Genomic DNA, 18,989 nt, shown 5'->3' with positions numbered 1-18,989 from the left:
CAAAATTCATAAAACCAAGGAGCAACGGCCAGCCTTGATGGCAAGGCACGCGGTGTGCGTCCAGCTCTTTCCTTCGCCACCGTCCCACCTTGCCCGCTCATGGATGCCCGCCACGCCACCCTCAAAAAACAAGAGTCCGCGCCAGACGCCCCGAGCGCTTCATCAGCAGGTTTCGTGCGCGTTCGCGGCGCGCGTGAGCATAACCTTAAAAATGTCGATGTAGACGTGCCGCGCGATGCGCTCGTCGTCTTCACGGGCGTGTCCGGATCGGGCAAATCGTCGCTTGCTTTTGGCACTTTGTATGCAGAAGCGCAACGGCGTTACTTCGAGTCGGTCGCGCCGTACGCGCGGCGGCTGATCGAGCAGGTCGGCGTGCCGGAAGTCGATTCCATCGAAGGGCTGCCTCCCGCGGTCGCGTTGCAGCAGCAGCGTGGAGCGCCCGGTGCGCGCTCATCGGTCGGCAGCGTGACGACACTGTCGAGCCTCGTGCGCATGTTGTATTCGAGGACGGGCAGCTATCCGCCGGGTCAGCCCATGCTGTATGCCGAGGACTTTTCGCCGAACACGGTTCAGGGCGCGTGCCCTGTCTGTCATGGTTTGGGACGCGTGTACGAAGTCACGGAACGATCGCTGGTGCCGGACGACTCGCTCACCATTCGCGAACGCGCCATCGCGGCATGGCCGCCTGCGTGGCATGGACAAAACCTGCGCGATATCTTGGTCACGCTGGGTTACGACGTCGATAAGCCCTGGCGCGATTTGCCCAAGAAAGATCGCGATTGGATTCTTTATACCGAGGAGACGCCTACCGTGCCGGTCTACGCGGGCCTGTCGCCCAAGGAAACACAAGCGGCTCTCAAGCGTGGCGCGGAGCCGAGTTACCAGGGCACGTTCACCGGCGCGCGACGTTATGTGCTGCATACCTTCGCCCATACGCAAAGCGCGCTCATGAAAAAGCGTGTGTCGCGCTACATGGTCGGCAGCGATTGCGCTTTGTGCGGCGGCAAGCGGCTCAAGAAAGAAGCGTTGACGGTGACGTTCGCGGGCCTCGACATCGCCGATTTCTCGCATTTGCCTTTAGGGCGGCTTGCAACCATGCTTGAGCCGATCGCGCAGGGTGCGTGGCCGGATGACGAACGTAAGGAAAAAAGTACGCTCTCCAGAGAAGCGCGGCGAGCCGCAACCGCTAAACGCGTCGCGGAAGGCGGCTCTGCGCACAAGGCCGCACCCGACGTGCGGCGCACGCCCAATCTCTCGAACGAAAAGCGCGCTGCCGCCGAGCGTATCGCGGCGGAATTGCTCGAGCGCCTTCGCACCCTCATCGATCTCGGGCTTGGCTATCTCTCGCTCGATCGTGCAACGCCCACATTGTCATCGGGCGAGTTGCAAAGGTTGAGACTGGCCACGCAGCTCTCGTCGCAACTCTTTGGCGTGGTGTATGTGCTCGACGAACCCTCGGCGGGATTGCACCCGGCCGATAGCGAAGCGCTTTTTTCCGCGCTGCAACGCCTCAAGTCCGCCGGCAATTCACTCTTTATCATCGAGCACGATCTGAACACCATGCGCCGCGCGGACTGGCTCGTCGATGTCGGACCGGCCGCGGGAGAAGGCGGCGGCGAAGTGCTGTATAGCGGGCCGCCAGCGGGGCTGGCATCGATCGAGGCATCGCAGACGCGCAAGCATCTGTTCGCGACGCACGAAGCGCCTGAAAACAAGCCTCGTACGCCGCGAGGCTGGCTGCAACTTGAAGGCATCACGCGCAACAACCTGCATGGCATCAATGCCTCGTTTCCGTTGGGTTGTTTCACGACGGTCACCGGCATTTCCGGTTCGGGCAAATCGAGCCTCGTGAGTCAGGCGTTGCCGGAACTGGTCGCAGAACATCTCGGCCGGGCAATGGAAGAAACCGACGATGATGAACAAGACCCGTTGCTCGCGACGACCGTCACGCCAACCGACGGCCGCATCGCGGGCGGCATGCAGTCCATCCGGCGTCACGTGCGCGTGGATCAAAAACCGATCGGCCGCACGCCGCGCTCGAATCTGGCTACCTACACCGGCTTGTTCGATCACGTGCGCAAGCTTTTCGCCGATACGCCCGCCGCGAGAAAACGCCGCTATGGCGCAGGCCGTTTCTCGTTCAACGTGGCGCAAGGACGTTGCCCGACATGCGAGGGCGAAGGCTTCGTCAGCGTCGAATTATTATTCTTGCCAAGTGTTTATACCTCGTGTTCGACATGCCACGGCTCGCGCTATAACCCGCAAACGCTCGAAATCACCTGGCACGGCAAGACCATCGCCGATGTCCTCGCCATGAGCGTCGACGCAGCCTGCGCGTTCTTTGCCGACGAACCGAACATCATGCGCGCGCTTGCCGTCTTGCGCGACATAGGTCTGGGTTATTTGCGACTGGGCCAGCCCGCCACCGAGCTATCCGGTGGCGAGGCGCAACGCATCAAGCTTGCGACCGAATTGCAACGCGCGCATCGCGGCGACACGCTCTATATCCTCGATGAACCCACCACGGGCCTGCACCCTGCCGACGTGGATCGCCTCATGACGCAACTGCAGGGTCTGGTCGATGCGGGCAATACCGTGGTCGTCGTCGAGCACGACATGCGCGTGGCGGCGCGCAGCGACTGGATCATCGATATCGGTCCGGGTGCGGGCGAGGAAGGCGGGAAGATCGTGGTCGCCGGAACGCCGGACGTCGCCGCGCGGAACGCCCAAAGCAAGACCGCAAGCTATCTGCGCGATGCATCGAGCGCCAGCCCTTCCTGATAGGCTGCATCGAACAACGCTTCGAGTAAGGGACTGACGCCGCGAAGTTCATTCACCACGCGGCGCGACCATTCGAAGTATTGGCACTTGCGCGGCGCGTCCCAGTCAGCGGGCGGCATTGAAATGATGTCGCGCACATTGCAGATCTTGTCGGCGAGCTTGACGAGTTTCGCGCCATCGCTGATATGCCTTGCGTGCTCGATCTGCAGACGTTTGCGTTCTTCACGCGGCAGCGCTTTGTCGTCCGTTACTTCGGCGACGATCTTCGCCACCTCATGCCCGAATGCATCCAGCAAGGCTTCGTGTGAGGTATCGGTATCTTCCAATGTGTCGTGCAGCACGGCAGCGGCGAGCACGGTTTCATCGGAGATATTCGCTTCGTTGGCCAATACGTCGGCCAAAGCGATCGGATGATTGATATAAGGCGATGCCTGCGCATCCTTGCGACGCTGATTACGATGCTTGTCTGCCGCGAAGGCAATGGCTCGAATGACTTGATTCACGCTGAACAATCCTCAATGCGCGTCACGACGACGCTTCGCCCGTGAGTTTAAATCCGGGCTTAGCGACTCGTTGTCGTAAAGGATCACATATAAGCCATTCAAGCCATTCGCCTTAGTAAAGACCGAGCCATCTCCATACGATGAATCGCGCATCGCCAAGAATTTCATGCAAGGCGCTGTCGGAATCGATCCATCCTTCGGGATGCGGCACCCACCACGATTTTGGATTGCGCACGAATGCAACCGCTGGCTGCGGATGCATGTCGAATGCTTCAAAGGAAAGCAGCGCACGACGCATATGCAATGATGAAGTGATGAGCACAGTGGTATCGTATTGCCTCGTCTTCAAGATGTTGTACGTATTGCGCGCGTTTTCATATGTATCCAGACTTTGATCTTCAAGAATGAGATCGTCACGCTTGACGCCTGCATCGATAAGCAAGCCTCCATACAAATCGGCTTCGCTTTGCGTGTGATGCTGCGGATTGCCACCGCTCATGACGACCGTGCAGTGATAGCCCATGTCGATGCAGCGTTTGTAAATGGCCGAGGCTAGCTCGACACGCGTCATGGAGTCGCCCTTGGGGACGAGACGCTGCGAGCGGTCCATCTCCGTGCCGCCGCCCAGCACGATGATCGCGGCGCGTGGCGCAAGCTGGGGCCATCGCGTGGTGTCGTGACCTACTTGCGCCAGACGCACCAACGGTCCCGCGAGCCAGCTGCCAAGCACCCAGAACACGGTGCCCGCAATGAGAAATATCGCCAGGCGGCGCTTGCGCCAGAAGATGAACAATGCAACGAAGAACAGCAGCAGACAGATCAGAACCAATTGCTTTACCTTGAATCGTTTAGGTTTCAATTACCTTGCGACCAAGCATGGAAATTGCAAGGAATGAAGTTTAAGGCCGGCCTAAAGCTCGTCGTTAAAGGCTGACGCCAGTCTGAAGCAATTTCGCTGAAGAAAGCGTGGGCGAGCTAGCACACCAAGTGCTTGAGCCAAAGAACGACCACCGTGCGCCATCGCACGGACGCATTCCCCCCGGAATTCGTTAAATACGATCAAACAAACCTCGACGGCGCGTGCGAGGGTTTTCGTGAAACTGACTTGACGAAAACGAACACCGCCCTGTTGGCTTCAGAGCGTGGCATTCCGAGCAGCACGCCACCACGCTTCGAAGGCCGCACCGTTGGCCAGGTACAAGGAACCGAAAAAATGAGAACTGAATTGCGCCGCATCCTTGCCGAGTCCGCACGACTCGACGTGCCGATCGACACGCTCTCCGACAGCGACGATCTCTACGCCGCGGGCCTGTCCTCGCTCGCGACCGTTCACGTGATGCTGGCGATCGAAGACGAGTTCAACGTCGAGATTCCCGATCACATGCTCACGCGCCGGCTGTTTTCGAGCGTCGATACGCTCGCTGCCGCCGTCGACGAGCTACGCTCGCAGGCGGACGCATGAACGCCCCGGTGCAGGAGCTGGATGCGGCTCGGTGCGCCGCTCAGAGTTCCGATAACGCGCAAGCCGCACGCAGCCCGCGAACCGAAGCGGAGCTGCTCGAATCAGCACGCCGCGTAGCCGCGGTCGCCGCGAAAAATGCAGACAGCGTGGATCGCGAAGCGCGCTTCCCCATGGAAGCCGTGGCCGCCATGCGCGCCGAACGCCTGTTTTCCGCGATGATTCCGCGCGAACACGGCGGCGACGGTCTTGCACTCACGGGCGTGGCTCGCGTGTGCGAGATCATCGCGCAGGGCTGCGCTTCGTCTGCCATGATCTATGCGATGCATCAGAGCCAGGTCGTATGCATCGTCAATCATGGTGTAAGCGTGCCCTGGCAGCGCGCATTTCTCGCGCGAATGGTCGATGAACAATTGCTGCTGGCGTCCGCCACGTCGGAAGAAAACATCGGCGGAAACATGCGCACGAGCGCATGCGCGGTCGATTTGATCGATAACGCGTTCAGCATCGAGAAGCTCGCGCCGACCATCTCTTATGGCAAGTACTCGGACTGCATTCTCGTCACGGCACGCCGTCATCCGGACGCACCCGCATCGGATCAAGTATTGATTGTCGCGCCGAACGACACGTTGACGCTCGAACAACGCGGTACGTGGGACACGCTCGGCATGCGCGGCACGTGCAGCGAAGGGCATCGACTCGTCGCCAAAGGTACGGCCGAACAGATCCTGCCCGACCCGTTCGCCAAGATCGCCGACGAAAGCATGCTGCCCGTTTCCCATACTTTGTGGTCCTCTGTATGGTGCGGCATTGCCAGCGATGCAGTGAACCGCGCCCATGCGTTCTTTCGCAATCAGGCGCGCGGCAAACCGGGGGCATTGCCGCCGTCGGCATCGCGGCTGGCTCAGACGGTCACCACGATCAAGCTGATGCAGGCACGTCTGCGCGAATCGCTCGCGAATGTGGAAGCCGCCAGCGCCGCGCGCGCGGGCCGCAGTAGCGACGACAACGATGCGCCGCTGTCTGCGTCCATCGGTATCAATGCGGACCTCAACATGCTCAAGCTGGCGATCTCGCAAGCAGCCGTGCAAGTCGTGCAGGAGACGCTCATGATTTGCGGCATGGCGGGCTACAAGAACGACACGCCGTTCAGCGTGGGCCGCCATCTGCGCGATCTGCATTCCGCGCCGCTCATGATCAGCAATGACCGTATCGAGTTGAACACTGCGAATCTGCTTCTTGCGCAACGTACCGCCACAGGGACCTTATAACGATCATGAACATGCCGAACGAACAGGCCGCGATGCAGCAGGCCGAAGCACAATCACACACTGAGAAAGCGCCGTACAACGCATCGGATCTCACCTTGCGCGACCGGCTGATCGAAGCGGGCCTTCTGATCGACACGGGCGAAGACGGACTCTATGGCCGCAGCGCCGTGTTCGAGGATGTCATCGAACGGCTCAATCAGGCCATCACGCTGCTGGGCGCGGATCAGCACGCGGAAGTGCTGCGCTTTCCGCCCGCCATGCGTCGTCGCGATTTCGAAGACAGCGAGTACCTCAAGAGCTTCCCGAATCTCGCGGGCACCGTGCATTCGTTTCAGGGCAACGATCGCGGACATCATCGTCTGCTCGAAGCGCTCGACAAGATCGTGCATATCGGCGAAGAAGAAGAACGCTCCGATGACTGGATGGATCAGCAAAAGCCCACGCGCCTCGTGTTGACGCCGGCTGCCTGCTATCCGATCTATCCGCTCGTCGCCAAGCGCGGCAATCTCGCGGCCGATGGCGCGATCTTCGACGCATTCTCGTATTGCTTCCGTCATGAGCCGTCGATCGATCCGGGCCGCATGCAGATGTTCCGCATGCGCGAATATATTCGCGTCGGTAGTCCTGAACAAGTCATGGCGTTCCGCGAGAAGTGGATCGAACGCGGTTCGCTGCTCGTGAACCTGCTGCAATTGCCGTTCGAAATCGATCTCGCCAACGATCCGTTCTTCGGTCGTGGCGGCAAGATCGTCGCGGACAGCCAGCGCGAACAACAGCTCAAGTTCGAATTGCTGGTGCCTGTCGCGACGCCCGACCGTCCGACCGCGTGCCTGTCGTTCAACTATCATCAGGACCATTTCGGCGAACTGTGGCATATCAGTCAGGCCAATGGCGAAGTCGCGCATACGGCGTGCGTGGGCTTCGGCATGGAGCGAACCACGCTCGGCCTGTTCCGTCATCATGGCCTCGATGTCGATGCATGGCCCGAAGGCGTGCGTCAGTTGTTGTGGGGCGATGCAAAGCCGCTGATCGAAGCGGGCCTCGCTAAAACGGGCGCTGGCGCATGAATGCACGAACGCCCGCCGATGCGCCATCGCAAGACGAGGCGAGCCGCCATGCGTTGCATCGCGGCGAGCGCGTGTGGATCGAGACGAATTGCTATGTCGATCTCTGGATCGAACTCTTGCATTACTTCGGCTGCGATCCACACGCGGCGCTTGGCTTTACCGTGACGCAGACGTTCGAAGGCGATCAGTTCACCTTCCCCAAGTTCTCGCTCGACGACATCGCGCGGCTTTATGGCTTGCAGGCGCAAGAGCTTGCCATCTATGACACGCTCGAAGCGCATACGCTGGAGCAGGTCAAGCGCGGGCATGTCGTCGTGGCGGAGGTGGATTCGTTCTATTTGCCCGATACACGCGTGACGGCTTATCGTCAAACGCATACGAAGACGACCATCGCGGTCACGTCGATCGATCCTGCTGCAAAGCGTATTACCTATTTTCATAACGCCGGTCAGTTCTCTTTGGAAGGCGAAGATTACGATGGCGTGTTCCGGCTGCAACCGGGCCTCGCCAGCGATGTGCAAGCGCTCTTTCCTTATGTCGAGTTCGTCAAGCGTGCACGTCCCTCGCTCGAAGGCGAAGCACTCGTGCAACGCTCTATCGAACTGCTCAAGCTGCGGTTAATGGATCGGCCTGCGTCGAATCCAGTCACGCTTTGGCGCGCGGAATTCGCCGATCATTTGCAGACTTTGCTCGAACGCGATCCTTCCTACTATCACCTCTATACGTTCAATGTGCTGCGTCAGCTCGGCTTTAACTTCGAGCTTCTCGCGAAGTACATTGCATGGCTCAACGAACGTGGCATGAGCGTGCCCGTCGAGATACAGACCAGCGCGCAAACCATCGCAAGTGAAGCCATGGTGATGCAATTCCGTCTCGCGCGTGCGCGCATGCGTTCGCGCACGGATGCCTGCACCGAATGTCTGGGCGCAATGGAAGCGGCCTACGACAAGACCATCGAGCCGCTCTCCGCGCACTTTCTTTGAAGCCCCGGCGGACTCGGTCCGCCTGGGTTATCTTTGCAAGACTTTCCCGATCAAAGGAACACGCATGTCCGGCGCGGCTGAAGACGCCTCGAATCCGTTTGTATCGAATGCCATCGTCGATGGCTGGCAATGCGTGAGCACGCCTGCGGGCGCTTGTGCAACGCCCGCCATGCTCGATACCTTCACGGACTGGATCGATGCGCCTGTGCCCGGCACCGTGGCGTCTGCGCATCGTGCAGCGGGCGTGAATATCGAAGCGCTCGCGCAGCCTTTCGCGCATGCGGACCATTGGTATCGCGTGCGTGTGAATGGCAATGAAACACGTCGATTGCGCTTCAACGGCCTGGCGACCATCGCTGAAGTCTGGCTCGATGAAACGAAGCTGCTCGATTCCGAATCGATGTTCGTCACACACGATATCGATATCGAACTGAATGGCGAAGCCACCCTCTTCCTTTGCTTTCGCTCGATTACGCCCGCGCTTGCCGCGAAACGGGGCCGCGCGCGCTGGCGTCCCAAGCTCGCGCAGCCTGCGACATTGCGCAACGTCCGCACGACCTTGCTCGGCCATATGCCCGGATGGTGTCCCGCGATTCAACCGGCGGGGCCGTGGAGAAGCATCGAATGGATCGGTGTCGATGGCATCGACATGCGAACAAGTATCATCGGCGACGATGGCGCGCTCGATATCACCGTGCGCTTTCTCCATCCACAAAAACGTTCCGTACTCTTGATCGAATGCGGCAACGCCCAAACCGAACTCGAATGGCAAGACGACTCTGTTGCCCATGGCCGCGTGTTCGTCAAAAACGTCGAACGATGGTGGCCGCATACGCACGGAAAGCCCTTTTTATACGAGGTCAAGTTATCCGGCCACTTGCTGGGCAACGTAGGTTTCCGTTCGATTGAAGTCGACCGCGGCGCCGATCATGCTGGCTTTCAGCTCGTGGTCAACGGCGTGCCGGTGTTTGCGCGCGGCGCATGCTGGACGTCGGCGGATATCGTTTCACTCGATGCACCGCGCGACAAGCTCGAAGCGTTGTTCTCCCTCTGTCGCGATGCAGGATTCAATCTGCTCCGCGTGAGCGGCACGACGCTCTACGAGTCGGACACTTTCTACGAAGTGGCCGATGCGCACGGCATCATGATCTGGCAGGACTTCGCGTTAGCCAACTTCGACTATCCGAGCGACGATGCCTTCGAACGCACCGTGAAGCAGGAAGCCACGCAATTTCTCACGCGCACGCGCCGCTTTGCATCGCTTGCGGTGCTGTGCGGCGGAAGCGAAGTGCATCAGCAGGCAGCCATGCTTGGACTGCCGTTCGACGCTTATCAGCAGAGCCTTTTCACCGAACTGCTGCCGTCGATCGCGGCCGCGCAACGGCCTGATGTGCCCTATGTCGTCAATTCACCGAGCGCGGCGCCGGGCGATACGGTGTCGATGCCCTTTGGCACGCGCGGGGGCATCACGCATTACTATGGCGTGGGTGCCTATCAACGCCCTTTCGACGATGCGCGCCGCGCGCAAGTGCGTTTCGCTTCGGAGTGCCTGGCATTCGCGAACGTGCCCGACGATGAGGCATTACGATCGACGCTCAATGCGTCGCGCGCACACGAGCCGCGCTGGAAAGCAGGCGTGCCGCGCGATCCCGGCTCCGCGTGGGACTTCGACGATGTGCGCGAACATTATCTCCGCGCGCTTTATGGTCTCGATGTCGCGCGGCTTCGTTATGAAGACCCTGAGCGCTATCTCGAACTGTCTCGCGCGGTCGTGCCCGAAGTCATGGGCGCGGTCTTCTCGGAGTGGCGTCGAAGCGGTTCGACATGCGCGGGCGGCATCGTGTGGAACCTGCTCGATTTACGTGCCGGCGCAGGCTGGGGCGTGATCGATGTGCTGGGCGTGCCCAAGAGCGCGTTGCACGGGATGGCGCGTGTGCTTCAGCCCATACAGGTATTGATCACCGACGAAGGCCTGGACGGCTTGGACATTCATCTCGTCAATGAAACCGCGCATGAGATCCGCGCACGCCTTGAGCTTGCATGTCTGCGCGAAGGTTCGATCAAGGTCGCGGGCGGCGCATGCGATGTCGTGATGCCGCCGCGAAGCGTGCAGCGCATGTCTTCTTCGCGCTTGCTCGGTGCGTTCTTCGATATTGCTTATGCTTATCGCTTCGGACCACGGGCGCATGACGTATCGCATGTCGTGCTGCACGACACGCAAGCGTCGAAAATGATTTCCGAGGCGTTTCATTTTCCCGATCCGGCAATCGGCGAGCGTCGCGATATCGGCTTGAGCGTGGCGGTCGAAAATGATGCGCAAGGCTTTAGCCTCGTCGTCGAAACCGCACAGTTCGCGCGTTGGGTTCATGTCAATGATTCGAACTACCGGGCGCGCGCCGACTGGTTTCATCTCGCGCCGGGGTACACGCGGAGAGTCCCACTCGTTGCGCGGCATGCGAACGTGCGCGCCGCGCCCGAGGGAGAAGTCACGGCCATCAACGCTTCGAGACCGGCGTCCTATCGCGCGTGACGGCGCTTGTACGACACGGCGGGCGTGCCAACGGACGCTTTGCTTTCCACTGCCTGCTCACCCGCTTTCCTGATCACGTCCTCGCAAAGCGCGATCACTTGCGCTGAGCATGCCGGATTGAACAAGGCATGATCGACATCATCGAAAATGGCCATGCGAACCGACGCAAAACGCGAAAGCCGCGCGCCACGTGCGCCAAAGTGCGCGGCGATCACATCCATGCTTGCGTCGAAAGCGCCATGCACGAGCACGGTTTTCACGCCTTTTGCGTTGAGCACGCGCATCATGGCGGAAGGCTCCGTTGCGCGCTCCGGCGACACGCTGCCCAGTGCGTCGAGCCTGAGCGTGTCGATCACGCGCGAACGGACCCGCGCCAGCAGATTGTTTGCGACAAAACGAATAACCGGCATGAGTTTCTTTTCGCCGCTCAACACCGTTTTCCATTTCTTCGGATCGAGCATTGAAATGGCATACCCGGCCATGGAGTTTCGAGCCGCTTCTCGTGGTGCATCCGGCGCTTTAGGCTCAGGCTTCCTGAACGTCGGCATATTGACCGCGACCACGCCTGTGATGGCCTTCTCGACGATCGCCGCCTTGAACGCGTGATAGGCCCCGGAGCAAATACCAAACGTGAAGATGGTTTTATAGCCTTGCGACGCAAGCCAGCGCGCGGCGGTCGCCGTGTCTTCCGTTGCAACCGGATCGTAAATGCTGGCAAAAGATTTGGCCGTGGTCGTGACGCCCGGAGCGGTGGCGCTGTCGCCGCGACCGCGCGCGTCGATACGCAAGGATGCAATACCGCGACGAGCGAGATCCCGCGCGATGCGAACCGACAACCGGCTATCGCCGACATGCGCGCTGGCAGACGTATTGGCGAGGATGTACGCCGGAGCGCGCGTGGTCATCGAACGCGGTTCGCACAGGATACCGAACAAACCTTGATCGCCAAACCATACCGGGCGCTCTACCGCTTCGGGCGTTTCGATGGTGATATCGTTGGCCGCCTGCATATCCACTTGCGATGGCAGGCCGCGCTCATTGCCCTGAGACATCCACTCGACGGCATTGGCCAGGGAACGCTCAGGCAGAACAGAGAAAGCCGTTTCCTGAGCAAAGCCGGTCAAGTCTTCAAAGAGTCTCGTATCGGTTTGCACGCCCAGCGTCTTTAGCGTTTCGCTCAGAGGATCGTTTGCGCTCAGGCGCGCTTGCATCACCAAGGTCCGGCCTGCGGGCGCTTGTGTGCTTTGCTTCAGGTCCGCAACCAGATCTGTCTTTTCCAGCGCTTGCCTGAACCCATCGCAATAGACCTGACCCAGCACGTTGAGCGGCGTTTCCTGCTGTACCGCACGCAGCGGCGGCGCGAGTTGTTCGAGCCAGGTCTTTCGGACAACCGAAAGCTCGCGCATATACGTGCGCCCGCTCACGACCGGCGCGAGCAGCACGAGATCGTCCACGGGCTTTTGCAAGGCCGCGGCAAGGGCGAATGTCGCACCGAGACGAAAGCCGCATAAGCTCACATGCTCGACACTCGCTTGCGACTTGAGTAAGTCTATCGCCGCGTGAATGTCGCACACCGAAGTATCGAACTGGTCGGGATCGTCGTCCATGCCGACTGAATCACCCGTTCCCAGGTAATCGAAGCGCAAGACCCAGATGCCTCGCGCGGACAACTCATCCGCGAGATGACGCATGCCGTTGCGCGTCCAGACCGATTCGTGACCATAAGTGCCGCACAGGACCACGCCGCGTCGACTCGCACCGGCATGCAGCCAACCAAAACGTCCTCCGAAGACGATAGGCTTCATTTTGTGTCGTCCTTGTCTCTCAGGACGCGCGAGAAATATGGCTGAATGCCCTCGGTCTCGCGACGCCTGCTTTAGTTATGAATGATGTCTCTTTGAATCTTTACTTACAGTGCGATTACAGACGCAACGCCTGATGTGCAGGAATGCTCGACGGCGCCGGTTGTTTCGACGCGGCGGGCGGAAGACTCAAAAGATTGCGCCAACGTGCGGTGAATGCAGCCACGCTATGCTCCGTCTCGCACCATGAGGCAAAGCGCGTGGCTGCTTCGAGCACCGAATCCATGTGCGGCCACGGATTGGCGACGAAGCTCTCGAATTCGGCTTCGTTCATGGCAAGCGCGGGATCGTCGAAGCCCAGCCCTTCGAACGCAAGGGCATTGCCGACCGGCACGCAGCCGTGTGCAATCGCTTCCATGACCTTGGACTTGATGCCACCCGCAAGAAATGCCGGACACAACGCGAGAGAATGCTCCGTGTAGACATCCGCTTGCGAAGGCGCGAAGCCTGCAAAGCGCACGTTAGGCACGGGCTCGTATTGACGCACCATGCGCCCGTAGATCACCAGTTCGATATCCGGCGCGCTGCGCTGCCAGAGGTCGCGCAAATACTCGATCGACAAGCGATTTTGTAATTGGCTGTCCGAACCGATGAACACGAAGCGCACCGGATCGAGCGGCCGAGTCAGGCCACGCACGGTCGCGACCGGTGGCGCGATGACGTGTACCTTGCGGATCGCGCGGGCGTCGAGCGCGCGTCCCAGCGCGGCAGCGTCCGTCGTGGATACCAGCGTGACCGCATCGGCGGCTTCCACGGCGTCTCGCTCGTGACGCGTCAGGCAGAATGCTTCGTAACGCAATAGCACATCGCGCATGAATCGCGAATTGATTGCGTTCATCACGGGCGCGGGGATGAACCGAGTGAGATAGCCTGCCGAAAGCGGCATGCTGGCGCTCAGCAAGGCCGTCGCGCGCCGCGACATCAAATCATCGAAGTCGACGATGATGGGCCGCCCTTCGGCCAGACGCGAGATGTGCGGCAAATGATCGGCCAGCCGAATGCCATCGATATAGATCACATCGGGACCAATGGTGCGTATCGCCTGCGCGAGGGCTGTCGTGTGACGGCGGTCGGAAAACATCGCCACCTGCAACGCGCACGGCGCACCGGACACGACACCTCGCGCAAGCCTCGCAAAAGCGCCTAGCTTGGGCAGCGCACCCGGTGTTTCGAACACCGAACGAAGTTTGAATTCATGCAGTTCGATGTCACTGCCGATCGCCTCCCGAATGAAGCGCAGCGTGCGCTCGCGGCCGTTGGTCGCCGCTTCCGGGATATCCCGGGTCATCACCATCAACACGCGTTTTATTCTCATGTTGGATCCCGTCTTTGCGAATACGCCTCGCTTGGTCTTTATTTAAATTGTTATCGGCGATTGACGGACGCGCCTTTCCAGCGTCTCGCTTCGCCGTTGAAATCAAAATACGTTCGAACTCGTTCACCTGATCGCGCGGCAGGAAACGCCCGCGCTCGATGTGGCAGCGTCGCGCCATCTCCGCATAGAATTCGGTGTCGCGCGCGAGCTTCGCAATCGAGGCGCCCAGAGCCTCGACATCGCCGCGCGGGACGATCAATTCGGGCAAGCGCGCAAAGACTTCCGGCAAGCCGCCCGACGCGAAGGCCAGCGAAGGTCTATGAAACTCCCACGGCTCGATGGCGACGATACCGAACGGCTCGGCCCACATCGACGTCACGACAACCAGATCGACCAGTCCGTAAAAGTCCTCGCGCTTCATGAAGCCATGATGCTTCACATTGAGTTGCGGATAACGCGCGATCAGTCCCGGAACGCATTGTTCGTTATCCTTTCCAGCTATATGCACTTCAATGTCGGCCACATTGGCGGCCGCGACGCTTGCAAAGAATTGCTCGATTCCCTTGGTTTTATCCGTTCTGCCGATAAAGCCTACTTTAAAGGGATTTCCCGGCTTGCGAGGTTCTGAGCGCGGTTCCGAGCGTGTTTCACGCATCAATGCCGGCGCGTTATAAATGACAATGGGTTCGGCATGCGCGAAGAACCCCGCCTGACGATGACGCTCGTCCACGAAACGGCTCACGCTGACAGCACGATCCACGAAACGCGAAAGCCATGCCTTTGGACGCGACACTGCACGGCAGTCGCCACAAGGCGTCGCGCAAGCATGGTCGCCTTTGAACATCGTAGAACGCGGGCAGGTCAGCCAGTAATCGTGGTTTACATGCACGACCGGAACGCCGCGCAGGCGTGCCGCGATCCACAGTGCAGGACCGATACCTTTGAGTGTGTTGGTGCAAAGCACGTCGGGCGCGAGCGTCTTCAAACGCCGCCATGTCAGCGCGAACATCAGCGGATTGAATATATCGACGATGCCAAACAGCATCTTGACGATTCGTCCGCGCTCGGCATGCTCGAACTGGTCATATACATTGAGATTCGGCAACACGCGGACATCGAGCCCGTCACGCGTTTCGCTTGCTCCCTTGCGCGTGTTCGAAAGCGTCAGGATCGACACTTCATGACCGCGCCGCTTGAGTTCGACGGCAAGCGCATGCACCATCACCTCGGCGCCGCCCACGACGTTCGGCGGAAACCGGTTCGCGCACAGGGTGATCTTCATGCGCGCTCCTTGTGATGCAATGAAAAGCCGAAGGTCACCGCCCAAAACAATACGAGCGACACGGCCGTTCCGGTCGAGGGCGAATACATCATCAAGGCGCGCGGCATCAGGAATGGCGCAGCAGCGATGGCCGCGACCGTGACCGCCTGCTTGACCATGATGAGCCTGTAGCGGCGCGCGGCGACGAGCCACGTGCTCAATCCCGCGTCCGCGAAGGTAGCGACCGCACAGAGCGTCGCGTAGATCATCACGGGCACGCCTGCTTCGAATTGAGGACCGTAGATGATAAGAAATGCGCGATGGCCAATAAAGATGCTCGCAATCCACGCGATCACGCCCACCACGGCGAGATAGAACGCGAGCTTGAGCGAGCGCGCGCGGAGCTGTTCTTCCGTGCGCGCGGCATAGACCATGCTCGGAGCCAAGGCCAGCGCAAGCGTGGTGCCCACCGAATTCCATTGCTCGACGAGGGATGCCGCGGCCGAATAAATCCCGAGATCCGCCTTGCTCATCAACACGCCTAACAAAAGACGATCCATGCGCAACACGACAACGCTCGCTGCAATCGCGGGCCAAATTTTCAGACCGCGTAAAACCAATGTTCGCGTGATGACGGCATTGCCGAAATGAGTCGGCCGCGGACTGTTGAAGGCGAGCGAACGATAACGGCTAAACGGCGCGACCGCCGCCACGCATGCTTCGAGCGGCCACGCAAAAGAGGCGATGACGGCGCCCATCGACGCATGCGCCGCGCCCAAGAGCCACAGCACGCGAATGCCGCTTGCATAAGCCTTGGCGCGCGTGATGACCCAGGGCTTGGTTTCCGCATAAGCCATCAGCGAGCCGAGCGCCAAAGGCTCCACGGTCAGTACGAGCGCGGCGATCAACGTCAACGCGGTCGCGCTGGACGATGGCATGGCGAGCGCGACAATCCCCATGAAAACGAGCATGACCGCAAGCGACAGCACCAGACGCAAGCGAAACGTGCGATAGAAAATCATATGCCGCAAACGGCGATGCTTGCCGAGCATCGGCGCAATGACAGGCGAACCAAATATAAGCGCCAGGCTGCCAACTACATAGGCCAGTGACAACGCAAACTGCAATTCTCCAAAGAGCCGCGCGCCATAGATATTGGCGAACAAATGATTGCTCGCGATCGCGGCAAGCGCGCCGACTACCTTCTCGGTGACGACGCCCGAGAAAGAAGAGAGCAAGAGTTGCAAGAACGAATTCACTTCATCACCACTTGCGTTGAGGGCGGACCGCGCCGCGCGCCGCGTGCATCCACGCAATACCACCAGGCGAACGCAATCAGCGCATAGCCGAGCGTGCGAACGCCGAAGATGTTCCAGTACTCTCCTTGCTGCAATCCGAACGACGCATACGATACGACCTTCGCTGTCAGCCAGAGCAGGACAATGCCGCCACGCATCGCGACCACGAGCTGCAAGGCGGCGAGCGCGCCATACACCAATCCCGTGAACGCAATGAAAATCGCCGCGCCGGCGAAACCGAACCAATACACGGGCACGGCCATCTGTCCCATCGTGAAGGTCACGTCGTCATGAATGTAGGCATGCAGAATATCCGGCGTGGCATAAGCCAGCATGAGATCGCGCAAGCCACTCACCACGCCGCCGTCGAAGAAAGTCGGTGCGTTCGGTGAGGCAAGCGAAGTCAATACACGGCCGAATGCCGCGGAGCCGCCTTCGGGCGCGCTGAAAAGGCCGGCATCGCCATCGGCTACATACCAGACCTGGCCTTGCAGAAGAACACGCGAAAATACGGTGTCCGACATATCGAGACCTTGCCCCTTGTAGGCATAGAACACGGACACACTACCCAGCACGAGCGCCAGACCCGCGCCGATGCCGAGATAGCGCACGACGGGCTTGCCGTTCATTGCATGCACCGCGATAAACGGCGCGAGCATCGACAAGCTAAGGCCCAGCACTGACATGAATTGCTCGCCGTGCAGCACTTCGAGGCCGATATCCGCGATGCTCATCATGAACGCGAGCCATCGAACCCAACGCTGCGAGGCCGTGCAAAGCGTGCCAAGCAGCATCGCGAGAAAGAGTTGATTGTTGAGAAAGAGATTGAATATCGGACCCGCGCCTTCGCTGTCGTTGCGCAGTGCAAAGCGATTCACGCCCTTGAGCAACGCAAAGCCTTCCGTGACGCCCGCCAGACAACCGGCCGCCAGCACCGCCGCTGCGAGACCCAGACCGAGCATCAGGCTTGGGTGGTCCATGGTCAGGCGCGGGACAATCCGCGCGCGTGTGCGTCGGCGTTCGGGCAGCACGCGTTCGAAGCCGACGAGCGCGCAGAGCGTGAAAATCACATAGAACCAGAGCAGACGACTAAACGCGCCGTTTGCGTCGCCTTGCACACCGGTTTCCGTCAGATAACCGCCGCCCTCGATACCCACGCCAGCAAGAAATACAGTAAGACTGATTGCGAACAGATAGAGCATCGACACTGAAAATACTGGCTTATATCTGACAAGAACGATCACGCCCACGCACGCGAGCGCGAGCGTGGTCGCCGCACTGATCGAGGCGAGCCCGAGCGCCGGCAACGCCGCGTTCGTGGCGAACGCCAGCAACAGCAACGTCGCGACGATCACGCCGAACGCACCGTGAGTCGTTGTGTGCGGCGGCGTTTTATCGGCCGGCATGGATGAACGCGCAAGCATGTCAGTTCCCGGCCTTCCGGCCTGCAACCACACTCAACGCGCGATGCAGGTCGCGGCTCACGGTATCGCTGGAATAGCGCTGCGCATTGAGGCGGCCGCGTTTCGAATAGTCCTGCCGTAATGCAGCATCATCTGCGATGCGCGCGATCTGCTCACGCCACATGGCGGGTTGCAACGGGTCTGCCACCGCGAGAAACGTCTCGCGCATAGTAAAGCGATAGACCGGCAAATCCGACGCAATCACCGGCAAACCCACGAGTTGCGCTTCGATCACCGTGCGGCCAAAGCCTTCGTGCAAAGTCGGCGACACATAGACATCAGCGGCCTGGTAGCAATACGCGAGGTCTTCATCGCTTGCGCCCTCGATGAAATGCGTCGTGATGCCTGCTTGTTTGGCGAGTTCCTGGCATTCCTTACGGTTACTCGCATTTTGCGCCTTGCCCACGCGCAACATCACAATGTCTTTACGGCCCATTTCCGCTAACGCTTTAAAGACCGTGATGTTGTTCTTGCGCGTTTCATCGGTGCCGACATTCAGCAATACCGTAGCGTCGCCGAGTTGCACACCGAAGCGTTCCTGCAAAACCCGCCGCGCGCGATGACGCACCGATGCATTCGTTGGCGCAATTACTTCGTCGAATGCATTGGGCACGAGCCGGATTTTATTCGGCTTGATACCGAGCCAGGAAGTCGCGTCGTTGATCGTTACATCAGTGGTGGAAATGACGAGGTCCGCACGCGCGATAAGCGGCTGCAACATGCGCATATAGCGCGCCTTGAGCGTTTCAATGAATCCGCGCGTTCGATCGGGAAACACGACATGATGCATCACGATGCACACCCGTCCGCCCGCGAGCTTCACGAACGGAATCATGTAAGCCATGTCTTCCTGATACAGCACGATGGCATCCACCTTGCGGGCGAGACGCATCGCGCGCAGCGGATAAAGGACGAAATGCGTCCAGTAGCGCTTGATGGAACGCGACGGCGCGGGAATGTCGATGGCCTGAATCGAGAAGTCGTCGAAACGCTTCATGATGTCCACGCAATCCAGGCTATAGCGCATCACGCCATTCCAACTCGCGGGTCTCGGTCCGAGAAACCACACGACCCTGGCCTGCGCGACGGTGTCGGCGATGTTCGCGCGCGCGCTCTTGCCGAGCGCCGCGCCATCGAGCAACGACTCACTGATTCTGCTCATCCTGCATTCCCCGTGCCGTGCGCCTTGAGGCGCT

At 60.0% G+C, this 18,989-nt stretch carries 14 protein-coding genes; 6 read left to right on the top strand and 8 right to left on the bottom strand.

Annotated features, from left to right (window positions below):
* Positions 1-99: 99 nt before the first annotated feature.
* Entirely contained in the window at positions 100-2,781 is a 2,682-nt protein-coding gene (locus ACZCWR_RS28695; protein ID WP_487305053.1) for an excinuclease ABC subunit UvrA, read from the top strand.
* On the opposite strand, the gene ACZCWR_RS28690 is transcribed toward ACZCWR_RS28695, so the two are convergent.
* Positions 2,745-3,284 carry an HD domain-containing protein gene (locus ACZCWR_RS28690; RefSeq protein ID WP_487305052.1) on the bottom strand — a complete coding sequence of 180 codons (540 nt, stop codon included), beginning with the start codon at positions 3,282-3,284 and terminating at the stop codon, positions 2,745-2,747. The genes ACZCWR_RS28695 and ACZCWR_RS28690 overlap by 37 nt on opposite strands.
* A gap of 112 nt (positions 3,285-3,396) precedes the next feature.
* A complete protein-coding gene (locus ACZCWR_RS28685) occupies positions 3,397-4,113 on the bottom strand; it encodes a YdcF family protein (protein ID WP_487305051.1) in 717 nt (238 codons plus the stop codon).
* 384 nt (positions 4,114-4,497) lie between these two features.
* On the opposite strand from ACZCWR_RS28685, the gene ACZCWR_RS28680 reads away from it, so the two are divergent.
* The 5 genes from ACZCWR_RS28680 (at position 4,498) to ACZCWR_RS28660 (ending at position 10,594) form a co-directional block, all read left to right on the top strand.
* Positions 4,498-4,746: an acyl carrier protein gene (locus ACZCWR_RS28680; protein ID WP_487305050.1), complete on the top strand. Its 249-nt coding sequence runs from the start codon at positions 4,498-4,500 to the stop codon at positions 4,744-4,746.
* A complete protein-coding gene (locus ACZCWR_RS28675; RefSeq protein WP_487305049.1) occupies positions 4,743-6,014 on the top strand; it encodes an acyl-CoA dehydrogenase family protein in 1,272 nt (423 codons plus the stop codon). The genes ACZCWR_RS28680 and ACZCWR_RS28675 overlap by 4 nt, the downstream gene beginning before the upstream one ends.
* Positions 6,015-6,019: 5 nt before the next feature.
* Positions 6,020-7,081: an amino acid--[acyl-carrier-protein] ligase gene (locus ACZCWR_RS28670; RefSeq protein ID WP_487305048.1), complete on the top strand. Its 1,062-nt coding sequence runs from the start codon at positions 6,020-6,022 to the stop codon at positions 7,079-7,081.
* Positions 7,078-8,064 carry a DUF1839 family protein gene (locus tag ACZCWR_RS28665; protein ID WP_487305047.1) on the top strand — a complete coding sequence of 329 codons (987 nt, stop codon included), beginning with the start codon at positions 7,078-7,080 and terminating at the stop codon, positions 8,062-8,064. The genes ACZCWR_RS28670 and ACZCWR_RS28665 overlap by 4 nt, the downstream gene beginning before the upstream one ends.
* Before the next feature lie 64 nt (positions 8,065-8,128).
* A complete protein-coding gene (locus tag ACZCWR_RS28660; protein WP_487305046.1) occupies positions 8,129-10,594 on the top strand; it encodes a glycosyl hydrolase 2 galactose-binding domain-containing protein in 2,466 nt (821 codons plus the stop codon).
* Here the strand turns inward: ACZCWR_RS28660 and ACZCWR_RS28655 are convergent.
* From ACZCWR_RS28655 to ACZCWR_RS28630, 6 genes are all read right to left on the bottom strand, one after another.
* Entirely contained in the window at positions 10,582-12,399 is a 1,818-nt protein-coding gene (locus ACZCWR_RS28655) for an alpha/beta fold hydrolase (protein WP_487305045.1), read from the bottom strand. The two genes, ACZCWR_RS28660 and ACZCWR_RS28655, sit on opposite strands and share 13 nt — an antisense overlap.
* 115 nt (positions 12,400-12,514) lie before the next feature.
* Positions 12,515-13,771, bottom strand: a complete 1,257-nt coding sequence (locus tag ACZCWR_RS28650) for a glycosyltransferase (protein WP_487305044.1) — start codon at positions 13,769-13,771, stop codon at positions 12,515-12,517.
* Complete coding sequence (locus ACZCWR_RS28645) at positions 13,665-14,993, bottom strand: glycosyltransferase (protein ID WP_487306177.1); 1,329 nt, start codon at positions 14,991-14,993, stop codon at positions 13,665-13,667. The genes ACZCWR_RS28650 and ACZCWR_RS28645 overlap by 107 nt, the downstream gene beginning before the upstream one ends.
* A 56-nt stretch (positions 14,994-15,049) precedes the next feature.
* Positions 15,050-16,291 (bottom strand): MATE family efflux transporter, encoded by a 1,242-nt coding sequence (locus tag ACZCWR_RS28640; protein WP_487305043.1) that lies wholly within the window; start codon positions 16,289-16,291, stop codon positions 15,050-15,052.
* Positions 16,288-17,754, bottom strand: coding sequence for a DUF6418 domain-containing protein (locus ACZCWR_RS28635; RefSeq protein ID WP_487305042.1), 1,467 nt, complete (start codon positions 17,752-17,754; stop codon positions 16,288-16,290). Before ACZCWR_RS28635 ends, ACZCWR_RS28640 begins: the two co-directional genes overlap by 4 nt.
* A gap of 1 nt (position 17,755) precedes the next feature.
* Positions 17,756-18,955, bottom strand: a complete 1,200-nt coding sequence (locus tag ACZCWR_RS28630; protein ID WP_487305041.1) for a glycosyltransferase — start codon at positions 18,953-18,955, stop codon at positions 17,756-17,758.
* Positions 18,956-18,989 lie beyond the last annotated feature (34 nt).

It is taken from the genome of Caballeronia sp. A2-2, from assembly GCF_057612605.2.
Note: the sequence above shows the minus strand (reverse complement) of the source record. Positions and strands in the feature narration are given on the sequence as shown.